At 63.5% G+C, this 16,075-nt stretch carries 24 protein-coding genes and 3 tRNA genes; 20 read left to right on the forward strand and 7 right to left on the reverse strand.

Going from position 1 to position 16,075, the window contains the following annotated elements; all coding sequences use genetic code 11:
- The first annotated feature begins 37 nt into the window (after window positions 1-37).
- Window positions 38-1,258, forward strand: a complete 1,221-nt coding sequence (locus IHE47_RS13605; protein WP_192106685.1) for an integrase arm-type DNA-binding domain-containing protein — start codon at window positions 38-40, stop codon at window positions 1,256-1,258.
- Here IHE47_RS13605 and IHE47_RS13610 read toward each other — a convergent pair whose 3' ends face one another.
- Window positions 1,259-1,879: a hypothetical protein gene (locus IHE47_RS13610; protein WP_192106687.1), complete on the reverse strand. Its 621-nt coding sequence runs from the start codon at window positions 1,877-1,879 to the stop codon at window positions 1,259-1,261.
- A 48-nt stretch (window positions 1,880-1,927) separates the two neighbouring features.
- On the reverse strand, window positions 1,928-2,539 hold the full coding sequence (locus tag IHE47_RS13615; RefSeq protein WP_192106689.1) for a hypothetical protein: 612 nt from the start codon (window positions 2,537-2,539) through the stop codon (window positions 1,928-1,930).
- A gap of 277 nt (window positions 2,540-2,816) precedes the next feature.
- On the opposite strand from IHE47_RS13615, the gene IHE47_RS13620 reads away from it, so the two are divergent.
- The 19 genes from IHE47_RS13620 to IHE47_RS13705 all read left to right on the forward strand — a co-directional run bounded on the left by IHE47_RS13620 (window position 2,817) and on the right by IHE47_RS13705 (window position 12,601).
- Window positions 2,817-3,047 carry a hypothetical protein gene (locus tag IHE47_RS13620; protein WP_192106691.1) on the forward strand — a complete coding sequence of 77 codons (231 nt, stop codon included), beginning with the start codon at window positions 2,817-2,819 and terminating at the stop codon, window positions 3,045-3,047.
- Window positions 3,044-3,367, forward strand: coding sequence for a hypothetical protein (locus IHE47_RS13625; RefSeq protein ID WP_192106693.1), 324 nt, complete (start codon window positions 3,044-3,046; stop codon window positions 3,365-3,367). The genes IHE47_RS13620 and IHE47_RS13625 overlap by 4 nt, the downstream gene beginning before the upstream one ends.
- Window positions 3,364-3,660, forward strand: coding sequence for a hypothetical protein (locus tag IHE47_RS13630; RefSeq protein ID WP_192106695.1), 297 nt, complete (start codon window positions 3,364-3,366; stop codon window positions 3,658-3,660). Before IHE47_RS13625 ends, IHE47_RS13630 begins: the two co-directional genes overlap by 4 nt.
- A gap of 61 nt (window positions 3,661-3,721) precedes the next feature.
- A complete protein-coding gene (locus IHE47_RS13635) occupies window positions 3,722-4,381 on the forward strand; it encodes a hypothetical protein (protein WP_192106697.1) in 660 nt (219 codons plus the stop codon).
- 92 nt (window positions 4,382-4,473) lie between these two features.
- The gene (locus tag IHE47_RS13640) at window positions 4,474-4,680 is read left to right on the forward strand and encodes a helix-turn-helix domain-containing protein (RefSeq protein WP_192106699.1); all 207 of its coding nucleotides are present in this window, start codon (window positions 4,474-4,476) and stop codon (window positions 4,678-4,680) included.
- Window positions 4,680-4,814: a hypothetical protein gene (locus IHE47_RS17905; RefSeq protein ID WP_255523500.1), complete on the forward strand. Its 135-nt coding sequence runs from the start codon at window positions 4,680-4,682 to the stop codon at window positions 4,812-4,814. Before IHE47_RS13640 ends, IHE47_RS17905 begins: the two co-directional genes overlap by 1 nt.
- Window positions 4,811-5,281: a hypothetical protein gene (locus IHE47_RS13645; RefSeq protein ID WP_192106701.1), complete on the forward strand. Its 471-nt coding sequence runs from the start codon at window positions 4,811-4,813 to the stop codon at window positions 5,279-5,281. The genes IHE47_RS17905 and IHE47_RS13645 overlap by 4 nt, the downstream gene beginning before the upstream one ends.
- Window positions 5,274-6,368, forward strand: coding sequence for an AAA family ATPase (locus tag IHE47_RS13650; RefSeq protein ID WP_192106703.1), 1,095 nt, complete (start codon window positions 5,274-5,276; stop codon window positions 6,366-6,368). Before IHE47_RS13645 ends, IHE47_RS13650 begins: the two co-directional genes overlap by 8 nt.
- Complete coding sequence (locus tag IHE47_RS13655; protein WP_192106705.1) at window positions 6,361-6,726, forward strand: hypothetical protein; 366 nt, start codon at window positions 6,361-6,363, stop codon at window positions 6,724-6,726. The genes IHE47_RS13650 and IHE47_RS13655 overlap by 8 nt, the downstream gene beginning before the upstream one ends.
- Window positions 6,727-6,746: 20 nt before the next feature.
- Window positions 6,747-7,175: a DUF5681 domain-containing protein gene (locus IHE47_RS13660; RefSeq protein WP_192106707.1), complete on the forward strand. Its 429-nt coding sequence runs from the start codon at window positions 6,747-6,749 to the stop codon at window positions 7,173-7,175.
- Window positions 7,159-7,515 (forward strand): hypothetical protein, encoded by a 357-nt coding sequence (locus IHE47_RS13665; protein WP_192106709.1) that lies wholly within the window; start codon window positions 7,159-7,161, stop codon window positions 7,513-7,515. Before IHE47_RS13660 ends, IHE47_RS13665 begins: the two co-directional genes overlap by 17 nt.
- On the forward strand, window positions 7,512-7,700 hold the full coding sequence (locus IHE47_RS13670; RefSeq protein WP_192106711.1) for a hypothetical protein: 189 nt from the start codon (window positions 7,512-7,514) through the stop codon (window positions 7,698-7,700). Before IHE47_RS13665 ends, IHE47_RS13670 begins: the two co-directional genes overlap by 4 nt.
- A gap of 34 nt (window positions 7,701-7,734) precedes the next feature.
- Window positions 7,735-8,019 (forward strand): hypothetical protein, encoded by a 285-nt coding sequence (locus tag IHE47_RS13675; RefSeq protein WP_192106713.1) that lies wholly within the window; start codon window positions 7,735-7,737, stop codon window positions 8,017-8,019.
- A 29-nt stretch (window positions 8,020-8,048) separates the two neighbouring features.
- Window positions 8,049-8,237 (forward strand): hypothetical protein, encoded by a 189-nt coding sequence (locus IHE47_RS13680; RefSeq protein ID WP_192106714.1) that lies wholly within the window; start codon window positions 8,049-8,051, stop codon window positions 8,235-8,237.
- A 3-nt stretch (window positions 8,238-8,240) separates the two neighbouring features.
- Window positions 8,241-8,945 (forward strand): hypothetical protein, encoded by a 705-nt coding sequence (locus tag IHE47_RS13685; RefSeq protein ID WP_192106716.1) that lies wholly within the window; start codon window positions 8,241-8,243, stop codon window positions 8,943-8,945.
- Window positions 8,946-9,041: 96 nt separating this feature from the next.
- A complete protein-coding gene (locus IHE47_RS13690; RefSeq protein ID WP_192106718.1) occupies window positions 9,042-9,392 on the forward strand; it encodes a hypothetical protein in 351 nt (116 codons plus the stop codon).
- Window positions 9,379-12,153 (forward strand): phage tail length tape measure family protein, encoded by a 2,775-nt coding sequence (locus IHE47_RS13695; RefSeq protein WP_192106720.1) that lies wholly within the window; start codon window positions 9,379-9,381, stop codon window positions 12,151-12,153. Before IHE47_RS13690 ends, IHE47_RS13695 begins: the two co-directional genes overlap by 14 nt.
- 30 nt (window positions 12,154-12,183) lie before the next feature.
- The gene (locus IHE47_RS13700; protein ID WP_192106722.1) at window positions 12,184-12,438 is read left to right on the forward strand and encodes a hypothetical protein; all 255 of its coding nucleotides are present in this window, start codon (window positions 12,184-12,186) and stop codon (window positions 12,436-12,438) included.
- On the forward strand, window positions 12,422-12,601 hold the full coding sequence (locus IHE47_RS13705; protein ID WP_192106724.1) for a hypothetical protein: 180 nt from the start codon (window positions 12,422-12,424) through the stop codon (window positions 12,599-12,601). Before IHE47_RS13700 ends, IHE47_RS13705 begins: the two co-directional genes overlap by 17 nt.
- Before the next feature lie 552 nt (window positions 12,602-13,153).
- On the opposite strand, the gene IHE47_RS13710 is transcribed toward IHE47_RS13705, so the two are convergent.
- The 5 genes from IHE47_RS13710 to uvrC all read right to left on the reverse strand — a co-directional run bounded on the left by IHE47_RS13710 (window position 13,154) and on the right by uvrC (window position 16,060).
- Window positions 13,154-13,227: transfer RNA gene (locus tag IHE47_RS13710), tRNA-Cys, on the reverse strand.
- Window positions 13,228-13,241: 14 nt separating this feature from the next.
- Window positions 13,242-13,317, reverse strand: a tRNA-Gly gene (locus tag IHE47_RS13715).
- Window positions 13,318-13,434: 117 nt separating this feature from the next.
- Window positions 13,435-13,510 (reverse strand) — tRNA-Gly (locus tag IHE47_RS13720).
- Between the two features lie 44 nt (window positions 13,511-13,554).
- Window positions 13,555-14,163 carry a CDP-diacylglycerol--glycerol-3-phosphate 3-phosphatidyltransferase gene (gene pgsA, locus IHE47_RS13725; protein ID WP_192106726.1) on the reverse strand — a complete coding sequence of 203 codons (609 nt, stop codon included), beginning with the start codon at window positions 14,161-14,163 and terminating at the stop codon, window positions 13,555-13,557.
- Between the two features lie 70 nt (window positions 14,164-14,233).
- The gene (uvrC, locus tag IHE47_RS13730; protein ID WP_192106728.1) at window positions 14,234-16,060 is read right to left on the reverse strand and encodes an excinuclease ABC subunit UvrC; all 1,827 of its coding nucleotides are present in this window, start codon (window positions 16,058-16,060) and stop codon (window positions 14,234-14,236) included.
- Window positions 16,061-16,075: the final 15 nt, after the last annotated feature.

Below are 16,075 nucleotides of genomic sequence, written 5' to 3' on the forward strand. Positions count from 1 at the left end.
GCGTAGATTGTGCGTAGAATCCAGTTAGGGAGCGCACATGCTCAGCCAGCTCGAAATCAAGAACAAGCTGGTGCCGAAGGGCAAGCCGTACCTGAAAGCTGACGGCGGCGGTCTGGCGCTGCTGGTGCAGCCGAACGGCGCGAAGCTCTGGCGCCTGCGCTACCGCTTCGCCGGCAAGGCCCAGATGCTCAGCCTGGGGAGCTGGCCCGAGGTGTCGCTCGCCACGGCACGCGCCGAACGCGACCGGGCAAGAGCGTCGCTGCGCGCCGGCATCAACCCGTCGACGGTGCGCAAGGAGACCAAGGCCCGCGCCATCGTCGCCGCGGCGAACACCTTTCGCGCGCTGGCCGCCGAGTGGATCGAACAGCACCGCGAGGTGTGGGGTGCGCCGCACCTGCAACGCATCCAGGCTCAGCTCGACCGCGACATCCTGCCGTCGCTCGGCGACCGTCCCATCACGGAGATCACGCCAGCCGAGGTGCTGGCGATGGTGAAGCGCGTCGAGGCCCGCGGATCGCTCAGCATGGCGAAGCGCTGTCTGGATCGCACCACCGATGTCTTCGCCTTGGGCGTGCGCACGCTGCGCTGCCCGAGTAACCCGGCCCGCGACCTCGTGGGCGTGCTCAAGACGCGCAAGGTCGCGCACCGCGCTGCCCTACCCTTCGACCAGCTGGCCGCCTTCTACGAGCGCCTGGAAGCGCTCAGCGCCGGCCCAGAGCTGAAGGGCGCCATGGAGATGGCCATTCTCACCGCGACGCGCTCCGGCGAAGTCCGCGGCATGCGCTGGGACGAGCTCGACCTCAACGCCGAGGCGCCGCTGTGGCGCATCCCTGCCGAACGCATGAAGATGGCCAATGAGCATCTGGTGCCGCTCAGCCGGCAGGCGGTGGCGATCCTGAAGCGTATGCACAAGCTCTCAGGCGATGGCGCGCTGGTGTTCCCGAGTCCGTCCAAGCCGAAGGAGCCGCTGACCGCCAACGCGCTCCTGATGGCCCTGTGGCGCATGGGCTACGCCAAGGGCGAGATCACCATGCACGGCTTCCGGGCGACCTTCAGCACGACGCTCAACGAGCTGGGCCACAACCCGGACGTCATCGAGCGCGCGTTAGCGCACCTGCCGGCGGACAAGGTACGGGCGGCCTACCACCGGGCGCAGTACCTGGACGAGCGGCGGAAGCTGCTGCAGGCCTGGGCGGACATGATCGACGGGAAGCGCGCTGGAGGCGGCGTGGTGCCGTTCAAGCGCAAGGCGTCTTAGTTAAAGACGGGATGAATAATCATTGATAAAGCTATTCAGTAGTTCGAGCATCTTTTTCAATCTTTTTGATGATTCACCATATTTTGGAATGAGATCAGGCAAGGTAGCGGCAGACATCGTGGCAAGCGATACAACAATGTCGTTTTTCATTGCAGGAAAAGAAGCCAGCGCCCATGAATGGCGCGAAGGCAGCCAAGCGACTTTCTCAAGGTTTTTCTCTATCAATTCAAAATTCATTTTTTGAACGAGTTGCATGCTGTTGAATGCTGCTACGTTGCAAGCTTGTTGATTCCGCACATCTAGCCCGTTGATTGCAGCAATAGCTTTTTCAGCTAAACCTTTGGATGTGTTGCAGTCCGAAAAAAGGAACGAAGCAATAACCAGGCCTCTCGCATCAATTTCCTCGTGACGAGCGGCGCTGTCTTTGCGCGCCAAGAAAAGAGCGGCGACAACTGCTCCCATGGTGCCAATTGCCGTGAGCCAAGTCGCTAAGTCTCCGTACTCAAGTCGTTCGTTCCAGCCGGAGTGCGGCGGATAAAAGACGAAAGCCACGAGGAGAGCTCCAGCAATAATTCCTACAGCGCACCATTGCGCGGCAATCTTGTGAGTTACAGGCATCATTCAATAGTCATCCATCTCGGCAAAATAAAGTGAAAGTCTCGTCGAAGATCAGCTTCTAGCCCTTGGCTTTTCCCCTTCGCGACTGAATGACGGAAGATCGCATGCCGTTTCGATCACTCTGCCGAGGTTCTTGACGCGTTGCATGTTATTCGTGATCTCAATGACCATTTGCTCACGATTGTATTCCGGCGTGCCATACTGCCCTCGGAGCAAGTCAAGATGAATGTCGTAGCTGGTGAGTGCATCAATAAATGCTACGCGAACCGCTGCATCGAGATATAAGCAGTTCTCCACGTAGAAATCTCGAAACTTGTCCTTTAATTCTGCGCGCGCAGTTCCTTCATCCATGTGGATGTGATCGAGCATTTCGAGCCAAAGCAAATATGCCTTTTGGTGGGTTTCCAGGCGTCGCTCACCAGCGAGGAGGCGAAGAGACGTCTGCGCGCGAAGGGCCTCCGTTACCTGCGCTAGCTTGACCTCATTGTCATGCTTGATCGATTCCACGATCGTAGTGATCTTTCCAATGTCCTCCTTCGTCGCGAGTCCCTTTCCCTTCTCGGATAGGTAGGATCCTGCATAGCGAGGCAGGCCGAACAAAAGCACAGCGCCAATCACCGCGCCTGCGGAACCAGCTATACCGAACATCTCCAAGATCTGCATGCAGCTCCCCCTTGCACTTCCTCCGTAGTCGGCGCATATTGCCACCGTCCCCGCCAATTCGGGGGCCAGGTGTAGGAACCTGATATTCGAAAGGCGCAACGGCGCCGATGGCGCTTTTTTTGTGCCCGTTGCGTCATGCCCACGCTTTTATGGTGGGCGTGCAGGGCAGCCTTGCGCTGGCCGGTTTCCTTTCGAGCCGGTTTCCTACCCCTGCACGCCCGCCACCTCGCCGCAACGGCCCGGTGGCTCCTTCAGCATCAACTGCAGAGGTGGAGTCATGGCAACTGAAAGCGCAATCCAACGCACCAACTACATGCTTCCTCTGGATCTGGTAGACGAAGCTGACAAGCTGGCTTACCAAGCCAACGCCGTTCTTGAATGTCTGGTGGATGCACGTGCCGTGCTGGACTCTCCGGAAGTCGTCTTGGATGGAATCGGATGGCTGTTGCGTGACCAAATTGCGCGACTGAAAGAGATCTGCAACACCGTTGTGGAGGCCCGCGCATGAACGCCCGCGCAAATACGACCATAGGCAAGCGTTGCACGCCACGCCCTGACAGTCTCTTCTCCATTCCGAACATGGAGCCTGAGTGCAGGGTTCGGGCATGTCAGGGAGCGCTTGTTCCGATCCTGAGTGGCATCGCAGCGATTGGGGATTGGTTGACGCAGGACGATGAGCAGAACGAAATGCTCGATGCCTCACTGGCCGATACGGGCTATCTACTGACCTTCTTGGCTGAACTCGCGATCGATTTGCACAACATCGAGGCAGACGCGCAGTACGACCTGCGGGCGCTCAACACCAAATCGAGGGAGAGCCACACATGAGCGCCGCCATCATCCAGTTCCCGCGAGCGAAGCGGATCCCTACCAGGGCCACGCGTGCATCGTCTGCTGAGGTAAGCGTCATCCCGTGCCTGTACCCTCCCCACTGGTCCGACCACCAGCAGTACATTTTCGACCACATGATGCGCGATGGGCGCAGCGTTGAAGAGGCGACTGCGCACATCGAGGCCCAGATCCACGACATGGAGGATGCGAAGGCACTTCCTTCCGAACGGGATCAGCTGCTGTTCCTGGCCCGTCGTGCCCTGTCGCGCATGAGGAAGATCGGCGATTGACTGCTCACGCCGCGCCAGTTCGCCCGCTGGCGCGGCTCGCCTTGAGGGCGTGGAGGTAGGCATGCCCACCGTGACGAAGCCCATCCGTATGCGCAAGGCCGCGGCAGTGAATCGCTCCATCTTCACGAAGACCGAAGTGTGGAAGTCGCAACTCGCCAGCCACCTTGGCATCAGTGACACCACGGCAAGAGCGAACGCAGTCGAGCGCCTGAATGCGTTGCTGGACGATTGCGGCGAGAAACTTCGGGTGGCCGAGGCCGGTCCGCTCCGAGCCCACGTCATTGCCGCAAACGAGCCGGTACGAGATCTTGCCGAAAAGCTGTACAAGGCCATCGCCAAGCTGGACGCGCCGTATCGGAACATGCTCCCCGACGCCTCCGCTTTCGTCGACCATCTTGCGAACTTCCACGATCAGCTGGCCATCACCCTATTCCAGATGCGTGGACGCTCAAGTGCACGCGGCGGAGCACGCAAAGTCGAGCAAAAGAATGCCAAAGACACCGCGCTGCATGCGCTGCGCGCGTTCTACGACCTCAACGCGCTGGGCGACGATGGTGAGCTGCGATCGAGGGCCCTGAATGGGGCCGACCAAGCGACTTGGGAGAGCTACGACGAGCAACGCTGCGCGTTCTTGGTGTGGATTGCACCTGAGCTCGGATTGAAGATCAAAGCCAAGAAGCAGCAGCGCGCCTCCAAGGCGAGAAACGGGAAGGCTGCTTAGCGTTTCAATATGGGCATAAGTCACCCGTATTGATTCGCTGAATCGCGAATTTTTGGTCATATGGTGCTGATCACCTCCATAGGTGATCGACCATGAACCCGGCCAGCTCCGTTGATTTCGACCCCCTGATTCCCCTGCCCGAAGCAGCCAAGCTGCTGGGCACAACCCGCGGCAACGCTTGGAAGTGGGTGCGCGCCGGCCTGCTGCCGCAGCCCATCAAGCTCACCGCCAGACGCTGCGGCTTCCGCAAGTCCACGCTCGAGCAGTTCATCGCCGAGCGCGAGAAGGCGGCGGCGTGATGAACGCCAACCGTTCCCGCGCCGATGCGATGGGCTCGATGCGGCCCGTTCAATGGCACGAAGTGAGCACCGACCTGTTCGCGACTGGCACGAGCATGGCACCCAGGTCGAACTTCTTCGGGTGGCTCAAATGAACTCCTCTCCGCTGGAACGCATCCTGGCAGCGCACGAGCATGTCACTGGCTACCGGGAACGCCGCACGGGTCGCGGCTATCGCATCACCTGCGCCGTCTGCGCTACAGCCTCTTACAAGGGCGCTGTCACTGAGGCCGAAAACGGTAGCGTGCTGATGCACTTCTTCTGTGGCCATTCGTCGGCCGAGGTGCTGGACGCCCTGGGGCTTTCGCTGGCCGACCTTTTCCCCACCCGTGACCTGCGCACCCTAACGCCCCAGCAGCGCCGTGAACTGCGTGAGAGTGCTCTGTTGCCGAAGTGGCGCGCGGCGTTGGAGGTGCTCACCCATGAGGCCAACGTCCTGCTGATCGTCGCCAGCAAGATGGGCGACGGCTTCGTCCTGGACGACAACGAGCTGACCCGCATGCGCATTGGGGCCCTGAAGATCTTCGACGCGCAGCAGGTTCTGGCGGTGCGTCATGGCTGAGACGCTGATCTCCAACATCGACGAGCTGGCCGACCGTGAAGCCGAGCGCACGGGGTGGTGCGCTGGTGCAAATAAAGCAAATGCACCAATGCACCACTTGGAGCACGAGCTGCAAGGCATCGTGCCTCCGGTAGTGCTGGACGCTGCAGCATTGCTTGGTCGCGAGTTCCAGCCGCGTGAGGAACTGCTGGCGCCCTGGCTGACTTCGCAGTCCCTGGCGATGGTGTACGCACGACGCGGTGTCGGTAAAACGCACTTCGCGCTGGGTGTGGCCTATGCCTTGGCATCCGGTGGCGAGTTCCTTGGCTGGAAAGCACCCGCTCCCGTACGTGTGCTCTACCTGGACGGCGAGATGCCGGGTGCTGACCTGCAGGCACGCCTCTCGCACGTGATCGCCAACGCACCGCAGGCCGCGGCACCCGGCGCGCTTCGGATCATGACGCCCGATGCCCAGCCGTACGGCTTGTTGCCGAACCTCTACACGCCCGAAGGCCAAGCAGCGATCAACGCGGTGATCGGCGACGCGCAAGTGATCGTGGTCGACAACCTCTCCTGCCTCGTTCGTGGCGGCAAGGAGAACGAGGGCGAGAGCTGGCAGCCGGTCGCCGAATGGGGGCTGCGCCAGCGCTCTGCAGGCCGCTCGGTGATCTTCATCCACCACGCCGGCAAGGGTGGCCAGCAACGCGGCACCAGCAAGCGCGAAGACCTGCTGGATACCGTCATCTCGCTTCGCCGCCCGGCCGACTACACGCCCGACCAGGGCGCCAGGTTCGAAGTCCACTTCGAGAAGGCCCGCGCCCTGTACGGGCAGGACGTCGACCCGATCGACGCGCAGTTGGAATCGGCTCCCGACGGCGCGCAGGCCTGGACGATCAAGCGCGTCGCCGATGCCGCGGACGATCAGATCCTGGAGATGACCGATCTCGGCCTCAGTACGCGCGAGATCGGCACCGAGCTGGGCATCGCCCATTCCACCGTCGTGCGCACGCTCGCACGCCTCAAGGAGACCGGCCGCTACACCCCGAAGCCCAAGGCGCCACGCAAACCTCGCGATCCCGCAGCGCACTGGAGCGACCGTGATGACTGATGAAACCAAGTGGTGCACCGGTGCATTCCCTGGTGGTGCACCAGCGCACCAGCAGGAAACCGACCTGAAAGCGCTGGCTATGCGCGTCCTGACCAAGACGCCAAGCGGTGCAAGTGGTGCGTCTGGTGCAAGTGGTGCGTCTGGTGCAGCCGAATGCATTACAGAGCGGCTCCATCGGTTGGCGCGGACGCTCGGCATTCCTCGCAGCGTGGTTGATGCGCTGCCGGCGGACGAACTGGAGGTAACCGCCGAGCAGGCCGCGATGTGCGAGGGCTACATGGACGGCAACGGCGACCCGCTGGCCCAGGCACTCCTCGTCTTCTACCTCAAGACCCTAGCCAAGCGCTGCGGCACTTGAACTGAGCACCGGAGAGAACAGTGGAGAAACAGACGAAACGCAGGGCCGCATGGAAGCCCGGGCAGTCCGGCAATCCTGCCGGTCGCCCCAAGGGCATCCCGAATCCGCAGGCCCGTCTGCGGAAGCTGATCGACGTGGAGGCGCTGATCCAGCGCCTGTCCGAGAGCGCAGCCAAAGGGAATACCCGTGCCGCGGAGCTGCTCCTGGATCGCGCCCTGCCGCCGCTGCGCGCCGTTGCCGAGCCGGTACACATGCCGGGCCTGACTGACGCCACGACGCTCACCGCGAAGGCCGAGGCCATCGTGGCGCTCGCCGCCGACGGCAAGCTCAGCCCGGACGTGGCCACCGCGATGCTCGGCGCCATCGGCCAGCTCGCGAAGGCCGTGGAGATCGACGAACTCGCCCGCCGCATCGCGGCACTGGAGGAGGCCCATGGGCAGCCTACGTGACCGCGTGAAGGCGCTGGAGATCCGCGCGCAGACGAACGCGACCGCACTCCTCGACGTGGAGGCGACGGCGCGCCTGCACCATTGGCCGGAGTTGATCCTCGAGCGCTATGCCGATGGGCGGCTCGATGACCTGGCGGCAACGCTGCCGGCGCTGCAGAGCCTGCTCACCCGCTTGCAGCAGGCGGGCAGTGCCATCCGCTTTTGCGGTCGCTGGCACCCGCTCTACCGCGGCAACGATCCGATCATCACCGATCGTGCCATGACCCGACTTGAAGCCCAGGGCGACGACTTCGCTGCCGCTGCCATCGACCACCTGTCTACCACGGAGACCCACCCATGACCACCACCAGCACCGAGCGCACGAAGCTCGAAATCCTCACCGAGCTGGCCAAGCTCTCGCCCTTCGAACTCTCTGCCGTGATGGCGAAGGTGGAGCGCGAGAAGGCCAACCAGCTCGCCAAGTCCGCCAAGAAGCCCGGTCGCCGCAGCTTCGCGAACTGGGGCACCCCGCTCAACCCGCGCTGATCACCAGCACCCACCACACCAGAGGAGCACCGCCATGGAAACCATCAGCATCCCGAATATCAACCTCGGCACCATCAACACGGCGCAGGGCATCGTCTTTGGCGAAATGCTCCGGGTCATGTTGGGCCTCTCGGATCCGCAGTTCGTCGCCACCGGTGTCGCCATCGGCGCCATCCCCGCGCCTGCCTACAACCCCGCGTCCGCATCTCCCCAGCAGTGGATCTGGCAGAGCACCGCCGTCGCCACGCTGATCAGCTCGCAGGCCAACATCACCGCCTCGCAGAACGCGATCACCGCGTACTACGCCAACAACCACTGACGCCTCCACCCATACCCAAGGAGTACGCGATGGAAAACATCCGCACCGTACGCATGCGAGCACCGGCCGGCCACTGTGGCGGCGCATCGGTCGACGGCACCAACTACCCGGCAAACGCCGACGGAACGATCACTGTGCCGGACGGTCGTCCCTGCGCCGAATTGAAGAGCCACGGCTTCGAAGTGGTCGAGATCAACGAACCGAGCCTGGAGGGCTGACCGATGAACGCGAAAGCCAACATCCAGCCCGTGCCCACCGCACTCGATCACCTGCGCGCCGCGCTCACCACGCGCGACGAGCTGGGCAAGCAGTCCGCCGAGCTCATGGCGAAGATCGAACGCCTCGCGCCGATCGAGGCCGAGGTGGCGCTGGCACAGTCCCACCTGCAGGACGTCATGGCCGCAGAGCAGCAGAAGCTGCAGACCTGGGCCGACAAGGGCGCGAAAGGCGAGCCGCCTGCCGTCGATTCTGCCGCGCGCGAGCAAGCCTCCCGCAGGCTGGCTGACGCGAAGGCGCGACTCGAAGCCGCAGGAGCGGTGAAGGGATCGCTCACGGATGATGCGATGGCGATCAACGTGCAACTACAGCAGCACCGCTACGTGATCGGCACCACGCTGATGGATGTGCTTGGCGAAGAGGTGTTGCGCACCGTCGAGGGCATGCGCAAGACGTCCCTGGCGGTGCTGGAGAGCGAGGCTGCCTTCTTTGCAATCCGCGAGCAAATGCAGTCCATCAGAGACGGGTTGGCGGACGACGCTAACGGCAACACCTCCATGGTGGCGCGCAGCTTCGGCGACTGGCTGCAGGCCATCTCCCTCGCCAGCAACCTCAGCGCGGAAGAACGAGACCAGGCCGTGCGGAGCGGTCGCACTCGCTCACTGGATCGACTCGAAAAACTGCAAGCGGGCGAAGACCCCGACGCGTGATCGACCTTGAGCTCCCCCGCCCTTCGGGGCGGGTTCTTTTTCTCAACCAGAAACCGAAGTGACCCGCACACGCCACGCTGCTGAGCGAATTTCGAGGTGCACATGGAAAACTCTACGCACAAACCTACGCACGCCAGCGTCACGCTGCGCGGCAAAACGGTGCCCTTCAGGACTTGGAGCCTGACCGATGTGGCATGCGCCCGCGACGACTTCGTCGCCGTCTCGCGCTGCACGAATCTGTTCGCGCCGGCAGTGCTCCCTTCCGTCCTGCGCATCCTCGCCCTCTCGATCAAGGAGCACTTCCCGGACGTGCCGCTGCAAACCCTGGCCGATGAATTGACCGACGCGCTGCGCCCCACCGATCTGCTGGCGATCGTGCCGGTGGTGTTCGACGCGAAGGAGCCGCTCCCCTACGTGCACGAGGTGAATTCCCATGGCATCCACTGATGACGAGATCAAGGTTCTCCTGACCTCCGACGCCTCGCAGCTGCAGGCCGGAATGGAAGCCGGCGCGGAGAGCGTCGAGGAAGCCACAGAGGCCATGCAGGCGACCGTGGCGCAGGAGGCTGCAGCCTTCAACGATGCCGTGCAGACGAAGATCGCGGCCATGACGCGGCTTAACACCGCGATGGCCGGCAATCTCGGATCGTCCGAAGGCATGGCCGAGGCCGAGTCCGCACTGGACGCAGCGATGGCATCCGGCGCTGTCACCGCCAGCGAGTATGCAGCGGCACTCGACACGCTCAACGCCGCGGAGGTCTCCACGGCAGCGGCCACCGAAGCCAGCTCCGCCGCCTTCGCCTTGAGCGGCGGCACGGCGCGCGAGTTGGGCGTGCTGATCGGTGAAGCACTGCGCGGCAACTACACGCGCCTCGAAGGCTCCACGATCACCCTGGCGAACCGCACAGGGCTGCTGCAGCAAGTGTTCTCGCCGACGGGCGTTGCCATCATGGCGACAGCTGGGGCGGCCCTGTATCTCGGCGACCAGCTCCTGAAGGCGGACGAGACGGCGAGCGCCTTCAATCGCGCGATCCTGTCCACGGGCGACATCGTCGGCATGACGTCCGGCGAATTGAATGGACTGGCCATGCAGGTTGGCACCTTCACCGGCCAGACCTCGCAGGCGGACGTCATCGTCCAGAAGCTGGCGCAGTCCGGCAAGCTCACGGGCCAGTCGCTGCAGTACGCCGCGCAGGCTGCTGCGAACTCCATGCAGCTCACTGGCGAATCCGCCGATCAAGCCGCGCGCGAGGTGGAGTCGCTGGCCGGCAATCCCACGCAGGCTGTCGTCGCGCTCAACGACAAGTACCACTTCCTCACGGTCGAGCTGTACGAGCAGATCAGCACCTTGCAACGTGAGGGCGACACGTTCGGCGCCACGGAGGTTGCCGCCAAGGCGTTCGCCGACAACACCTCGGACCGGCTCGACAATCTCAACAGCAAGATGGGTTTCTTCGAGCGCCAGCTCAGCGACTTCAAGAACGGCTTCAACGTCATCGACCAAGGCCTGCGCAAGGCCTTCGACCCGACGCTGGAGGAGCAATCCGCTGCGGCGACGGTGAAGGCATACGACGCCCAGCAGCAACTCAATGCGGCCATCAAGGCGTACGGGAACATCGGCGGCGACGATGCGAAGCAGGCCATCGAGAACGCACGGCAATACGCAGAGGAGACGAAGAAGGCCTCTGACGCGTTGCGCGCGCAGGTCAAGGCGCAACAGGACGCCGCACAGCACCAGGCTAAGGCGGCACAGCAGAATGCCCAGCTGATCCAGGAGGTGAAGGAGCAGGACGATCTCAACCAGCACCTGAAGGAAACGAGCCTGCTGCAGGAGAAGATCGCCGAAGCCAAGCAGCGCATCGAGGACATTCACAAGAGCGATCCGAACTCCGAATCCATCAAGGGCATCAGCTTCGATGCGTCGGGCGCCATTGCGGGCGGCGAACAGTGGGCGGCGATCCTCACGAAGCTGCAGCACGAGTTCGGCGAGACCAAGGCCAAGGCCGTCGATCTGCATAAGTCACTGGAGGAGCAGCTTGATATCGACGAGTCGACCGATCAGGTGTCGTACCAGAACCGCGAGAAGTACGAGCTGGCGTTCTGGACGCAGAAGCTGGCGACGCTGAAGAAAGGCACGCTGCAGTACGCGGAGGCCTACCGCACGATTCAGCAGCTCACGAAGGAAGTGGACGACGAGCGCGCACAGGAGGCCAAGAAGGCAGACGAAGAAGAACTCGCCAGCCTGGAAAAGACCGTCACGGCAGCGGAAAACGGAGCCGAGCAGAAGCGGCGCTCGAACGAGGAGGCATTCCGCGCCGGCACGGTATCGGCCCAGCAGTACCTCGCCACCGAAAAAGCCATCGACCAAGAGCTCCTGGCCGCCTACGCACAGTACATCGCCAAGAAGGAGGAACTCGACAAGGGCAACGTGAAGGCGCTGCAGGACGATGCAAAGCTGTGGTCGACGGAGCAGACGCGCGTCAGTGACGATGTTGCGAACGCGCAGGCACAAGCAGCAGCGAAAACGCAGCAGGCCTGGAACCAAGCCACCAACCAGATCACCCGGTCGATGGTGCAGGGTTTCGATCAGATCATCTTCAAGAGCGGCACGACCAACCAGACCTTGGCGCAGCAGGCCGAGCAAGCCGCAGGGCGCATCATCGAGTCGATGGTCAACCAGGTGCTGGAAAAGTGGATCGCCGCCGAGATGAAGAAGCTGGCGTCGTCGGTGCAGACGCTACTCGGCATCGGAACGGCCAACGACACACAGGCGACCACGGACATTGCGACCGACGCGACAAAGTCGGCAGCGATGGTTGCGAATGCCATTGGCGTTGCAGGTGCACAAGGCGTCGCCTCCTTCGCCGGCGCGCCCTGGCCTGTCGATATGGGCGCCCCCGCATTCGGTGCAGCCATGGCAGCGGCTGCAGGCAGCTTCGCTGTCGCCTCCGCCGCGGGAGGCTGGGATCGCGTCCCTTTCGACGGTGCCCAGGCCATCTTGCACAAGGACGAGATGGTGTTGCCGTCGCATATCGCCGGCCCGATGCGCCAGATAGCCCAGTCGGGACTCGCCGGCGGCGCAGGCAATACCCACCACTGGCACATCAACGCCAACGACGCGCAGAGCGTCACGAAGCTGATCCGCAACGACCCGGGCGGCCTCATCAAGGCTGCGAATCGCGCGGCCAGGTTTCAACGGAACCGCTGATCGAGCAACCCACAACGAAGGGAGAGAGACATGCCCAGCTTGAACGAACGAATCCGCCAGCTCGAAAAATATCAGCCGACGCAGAACATGTGGGACATGCTGGATCCAGACCAGCAGCGCGACATTCTGGCGGAGACCATCCGGTGCTTGGAGAGGGATGTTGCCGAAGGCCGCGGCAACGAGCCGTGGGCTGCAGGCTACTCGAATCAAACCGTGGCGGAGGCGCTGCTCATGTGGAAGGGTTACTTGGCTGACTGGGAGCGCGACCATGGCCTCACTCATTGATCGCGTGACCAGGCTGGAGGAGCGCAGGATCCAGCAAGACCCCATGCGCGTCATCTGCGTCGACGAGCATGCCGATCGCAGCGAAGCGGTGAAGCGATACCGGCAGGAGACCGACTACCGCGGCATCGTGGTGGCGATGGATGAGGTGGACTGCGGGCTCTAGTATTGAGCCGCACCTGCAAGTTGACCGCTGCTGCTGACCAACTGCAGTGCCCCCCTGATCTCGACATTCCCAAGAAGAAGGCCAGGCACATGGAAAAGACAAAGGCTCAACGCGATGCCTTGCGTGACCTCGGATTCACTCGCCGCGGCGTGCCGGCGGATTACCGTGGTGATGATCCGGAACTCTGCAACGCCCCCACATTGACCGGGCGTCCTTGTAGGGCGCGAGGCCTTATGCCGAATGGAAGGTGCGCGCAACACCAGGACGCTGGCGACAAACCCACTCAGGGCGCCCCCACCCGTGCCAAGGGAGATCCGTCATCCGCGCGAATGCGGCTGACGAGAGAGGTGGACGCATTGATGAAAGTGAGGAGTCACCTCAAGAAGCGCGACGGCGGCGCCGGCAAATAGAGGTGCTGCATCTAGGGCACCGCGGCCTGCGCTGGCGCACCAGCCATCGGCGCATCATCAGCAATGTGTGCGTAGAACTGCGCGTAGCAAAAAGGGCAATGACCGGAAAGTCATTGCCCTTCAAGGTGTTGCGTACGCATTTTGGAGGCCTAGGTCGGAATCGAACCGGCGTACGCGGATTTGCAGTCCGCTGCATGACCACTCTGCCACCAGGCCAAACTGCGTGAAACTGGAGCGGGAAACGAGACTCGAACTCGCGACCCCGACCTTGGCAAGGTCGTGCTCTACCAACTGAGCTATTCCCGCTTGGTGAGCCGTCAATGATAGCAGAAGAACGCGATATGAGAAGCCCCGCCCTGCCAACCCGATGCCCTTCCCCCCAGACGACGAAGCCCCGGCGTACCGGGGCTTCGTGCTTGAAACTGGAGCGGGAAACGAGACTCGAACTCGCGACCCCGACCTTGGCAAGGTCGTGCTCTACCAACTGAGCTATTCCCGCTTGGGAGGGCGCATTCTAATACGCGAACACGCCACGTCAAGCCTTCAATCGTCGTTGCGCGGGCCTGAGCGCAAGGGCGCGTCGCCACGCAGGCTGGGCCACGCCGCACGCAGGTAATACAGGCCCGACCAGATGGTGAGTACGCCGGCGAGCACCAGCAGCGCCTCGCCGATGTGGTACAGGCGCAGCGCGGTGGCTTCCTTCTCGTGCTGCACGATCAGCACCACCAGCGCCACGATCTGCATCACCGTCTTCAGCTTGCCGATGAAGGCCACCTTCACCGTGGCGCTCATGCCGACTTCGGCCATCCATTCGCGCAGCGCGGAAATGCTGATCTCGCGTCCCACGATCACCGCCGCGGTCACCGCCATCACGATGCCGGACCAGCCTTCCGGGTGCGACTCCACCAGCAGGAACAGGGTCACCGCCACCATCAGCTTGTCGGCCACCGGATCGAGGAAGGCGCCAAACGCCGAGGTGAGGTTCATGCGCCGCGCGAGGAAGCCGTCCAGCCAGTCGGTGACGGCGGCGAGCAGGAACACGATCGCCGCCGTGATGTTGTGGCCGTGGAACGGCAGGTAGAACACCACCACCATCACCGGCAGCAACAACACGCGGAACAGGGTCAGCCAGGTGGGAAGGTTGATGTGCATGGGGGCGCCTGCGGATTTGCCACAGTGTCGCATGCCGTCGCGTCGCCGCGCAGCGCGGCATGCGAAACGTTCAGCCGTGCAGCACGTCGTAGATGCGCTCGGCCAGGCCGCGGTCGATGCCTTTCACGCGCATCAGTTCTTCCACGCCGGCCGCCTCCACGCCGGCGAGGCCACCAAAGGTCTTGAGCAAGGCGGTGCGGCGACGTGCGCCCACGCCAGGCACGTCTTCCAGCACGCTGCGTTCGCGCGCCTTCTCGCGGCGCTTGCGATGGCCGCTGATCGCGAAACGGTGCGATTCGTCGCGCACCGCCGCCACCAGGTGCAATGCCGGCGAAGTCGGGCCGGGGTGGATCTCGCGCCCCTGGTCCACGAGGATCAGGGTTTCCTCGCCCGCACGTCGCGCCGGCCCCTTGGCCACGCCGACCACGTGGATGCCGGCGACGCCGAGTTCCTTCAACACGGCCAGCGCCTGTGCCACCTGGCCGCCGCCGCCGTCGATCAGCAGCACGTCGGGCTTCGCGCCCTCGCCTTCGGCCACCTTGCGGAAGCGCCGGGTCAGCGCCTGGTGCATGGCGGCGTAGTCGTCGCCAGGCGTGATGCCGGCGATGTTGAAACGGCGGTAGTGCGATTTCTCCGGCCCTTCCGGACCGAACACCACGCAGGACGCCACGGTGAGTTCGCCGCGCGTGTGGCTGATGTCGAAGCACTCGAGGCGTCGCGGCGGTTCGGGCAGTTCCAGCAGCTTCTGCAGATCCTCGAAGCGCGTGCCCAGCGTCTGCCGGCTGGCGAGGCGCTGGGTCAGCGAGGCCTGCGCATTGCGCTCGGCCATCTGCAGGAAACGCGCGCGTTCGCCACGCACGCGGCTCTTCAGTTCCACCGCATGGCCGCTCTGCTCCGTGAGCATCTGCGCCAGCATCTCCTGTTCCGGCAAGTCGTCGCCGAGGATCAATTCGCGCGGCACCGGGCGATCGAGGTAGTACTGCGCCACGAATTGCGCCAGCAGGTCCGCAGGCTCGGCATCCAGCGGCAGGCGCGGGAAGAAATCGCGCGTGCCCAGGCTGATGCCGTCGCGGAAGAACAGCACGCTGACGCAGGCCAGGCCCGACTCGATGCGGCAGGCGATCACGTCCATGTCGGCGCTGGCGCCCTGCACGTGGTGCTGCGCCTGCAGCTGGCGCAGTGCGGCAACCTGGTCGCGCAATGCGGCAGCGCGCTCGAAGTCCAGCCTTGCGCTGGCCTGTTCCATCGCCGCGGCCAGTTCGTCGATCACGGCGCTGCTGCGGCCTTCGAGGAACATCTCGGCGTGGCGCACGTCGTTGCGGTAGTCGTCAACCGTTATGAGCTGCACGCACGGCGCGGTGCAGCGACCGATCTGGTGCTGCAGGCAGGGCCGCGAGCGATTGCGGAAATAGCTGTCCTCGCACTGGCGCACCTTGAACAGCTTCTGCATCAGGCCCAGGCTCTCGCGCACCGCGAACGTGCTGGGGTACGGCCCGAAGTAACGCCCCGGCAGGTTCCTCGCGCCGCGATGGAAGGCCAGCCGCGGATAATCCTCGCCGCCGGACAGGTAGATGTAGGGATAGCTCTTGTCGTCGCGCAACATGATGTTGTAGCGCGGTTTCAGCGACTTGATCAGCTGCGACTCCAGCAGCAGCGCTTCGCCTTCGGTGCGCGTGACGGTGATCTCGCAGCGGGCGATCTGCGCGATCATCGCGGCGATGCGCGGCTCCATGCGCGGCTTCAGGAAATAGCTGCCCACGCGCTTCTTCAGGTTGCCGGCCTTGCCCACGTAGAGCAGTTCGCCGTCTTCGTCGAAGTAACGATAGACGCCGGGCGAGGTGGTCAGGGTGCGGACGAAGGCCTTGCCGTCGAAGGCCTGCGGCGAAGTGGGCTGCATGCGCGGATTCTAGCC

Origin of the sequence: Rhodanobacter sp. DHB23, from assembly GCF_014842975.1 — a bacterium.
Lineage (GTDB): Bacteria > Pseudomonadota > Gammaproteobacteria > Xanthomonadales > Rhodanobacteraceae > Rhodanobacter_A.

What these genes read in the sequence shown, in the direction of transcription:
- IHE47_RS13695 (WP_192106720.1), top strand. Translation starts at nt 9,379, where the DNA reads ATGGCATCCACTGATGACGAGATCAAGGTTCTCCTGACCTCCGACGCC.
- IHE47_RS13630 (WP_192106695.1), top strand. Translation starts at nt 3,364, where the DNA reads ATGAGCGCCGCCATCATCCAGTTCCCGCGAGCGAAGCGGATCCCTACC.
- IHE47_RS13680 (WP_192106714.1), top strand. Translation starts at nt 8,049, where the DNA reads ATGGAAAACATCCGCACCGTACGCATGCGAGCACCGGCCGGCCACTGT.
- IHE47_RS13705 (WP_192106724.1), top strand. Translation starts at nt 12,422, where the DNA reads ATGGCCTCACTCATTGATCGCGTGACCAGGCTGGAGGAGCGCAGGATC.
- IHE47_RS13650 (WP_192106703.1), top strand. Translation starts at nt 5,274, where the DNA reads ATGGCTGAGACGCTGATCTCCAACATCGACGAGCTGGCCGACCGTGAA.
- IHE47_RS17905 (WP_255523500.1), top strand. Translation starts at nt 4,680, where the DNA reads ATGAACGCCAACCGTTCCCGCGCCGATGCGATGGGCTCGATGCGGCCC.
- IHE47_RS13620 (WP_192106691.1), top strand. Translation starts at nt 2,817, where the DNA reads ATGGCAACTGAAAGCGCAATCCAACGCACCAACTACATGCTTCCTCTG.
- IHE47_RS13700 (WP_192106722.1), top strand. Translation starts at nt 12,184, where the DNA reads ATGCCCAGCTTGAACGAACGAATCCGCCAGCTCGAAAAATATCAGCCG.
- uvrC (WP_192106728.1), bottom strand. Translation starts at nt 16,060, where the DNA reads ATGCAGCCCACTTCGCCGCAGGCCTTCGACGGCAAGGCCTTCGTCCGC.
- IHE47_RS13615 (WP_192106689.1), bottom strand. Translation starts at nt 2,539, where the DNA reads ATGCAGATCTTGGAGATGTTCGGTATAGCTGGTTCCGCAGGCGCGGTG.
- IHE47_RS13640 (WP_192106699.1), top strand. Translation starts at nt 4,474, where the DNA reads ATGAACCCGGCCAGCTCCGTTGATTTCGACCCCCTGATTCCCCTGCCC.
- IHE47_RS13675 (WP_192106713.1), top strand. Translation starts at nt 7,735, where the DNA reads ATGGAAACCATCAGCATCCCGAATATCAACCTCGGCACCATCAACACG.
- IHE47_RS13635 (WP_192106697.1), top strand. Translation starts at nt 3,722, where the DNA reads ATGCCCACCGTGACGAAGCCCATCCGTATGCGCAAGGCCGCGGCAGTG.
- IHE47_RS13685 (WP_192106716.1), top strand. Translation starts at nt 8,241, where the DNA reads ATGAACGCGAAAGCCAACATCCAGCCCGTGCCCACCGCACTCGATCAC.
- pgsA (WP_192106726.1), bottom strand. Translation starts at nt 14,163, where the DNA reads ATGCACATCAACCTTCCCACCTGGCTGACCCTGTTCCGCGTGTTGTTG.
- IHE47_RS13645 (WP_192106701.1), top strand. Translation starts at nt 4,811, where the DNA reads ATGAACTCCTCTCCGCTGGAACGCATCCTGGCAGCGCACGAGCATGTC.
- IHE47_RS13670 (WP_192106711.1), top strand. Translation starts at nt 7,512, where the DNA reads ATGACCACCACCAGCACCGAGCGCACGAAGCTCGAAATCCTCACCGAG.
- IHE47_RS13625 (WP_192106693.1), top strand. Translation starts at nt 3,044, where the DNA reads ATGAACGCCCGCGCAAATACGACCATAGGCAAGCGTTGCACGCCACGC.
- IHE47_RS13665 (WP_192106709.1), top strand. Translation starts at nt 7,159, where the DNA reads ATGGGCAGCCTACGTGACCGCGTGAAGGCGCTGGAGATCCGCGCGCAG.
- IHE47_RS13655 (WP_192106705.1), top strand. Translation starts at nt 6,361, where the DNA reads ATGACTGATGAAACCAAGTGGTGCACCGGTGCATTCCCTGGTGGTGCA.
- IHE47_RS13605 (WP_192106685.1), top strand. Translation starts at nt 38, where the DNA reads ATGCTCAGCCAGCTCGAAATCAAGAACAAGCTGGTGCCGAAGGGCAAG.
- IHE47_RS13610 (WP_192106687.1), bottom strand. Translation starts at nt 1,879, where the DNA reads ATGATGCCTGTAACTCACAAGATTGCCGCGCAATGGTGCGCTGTAGGA.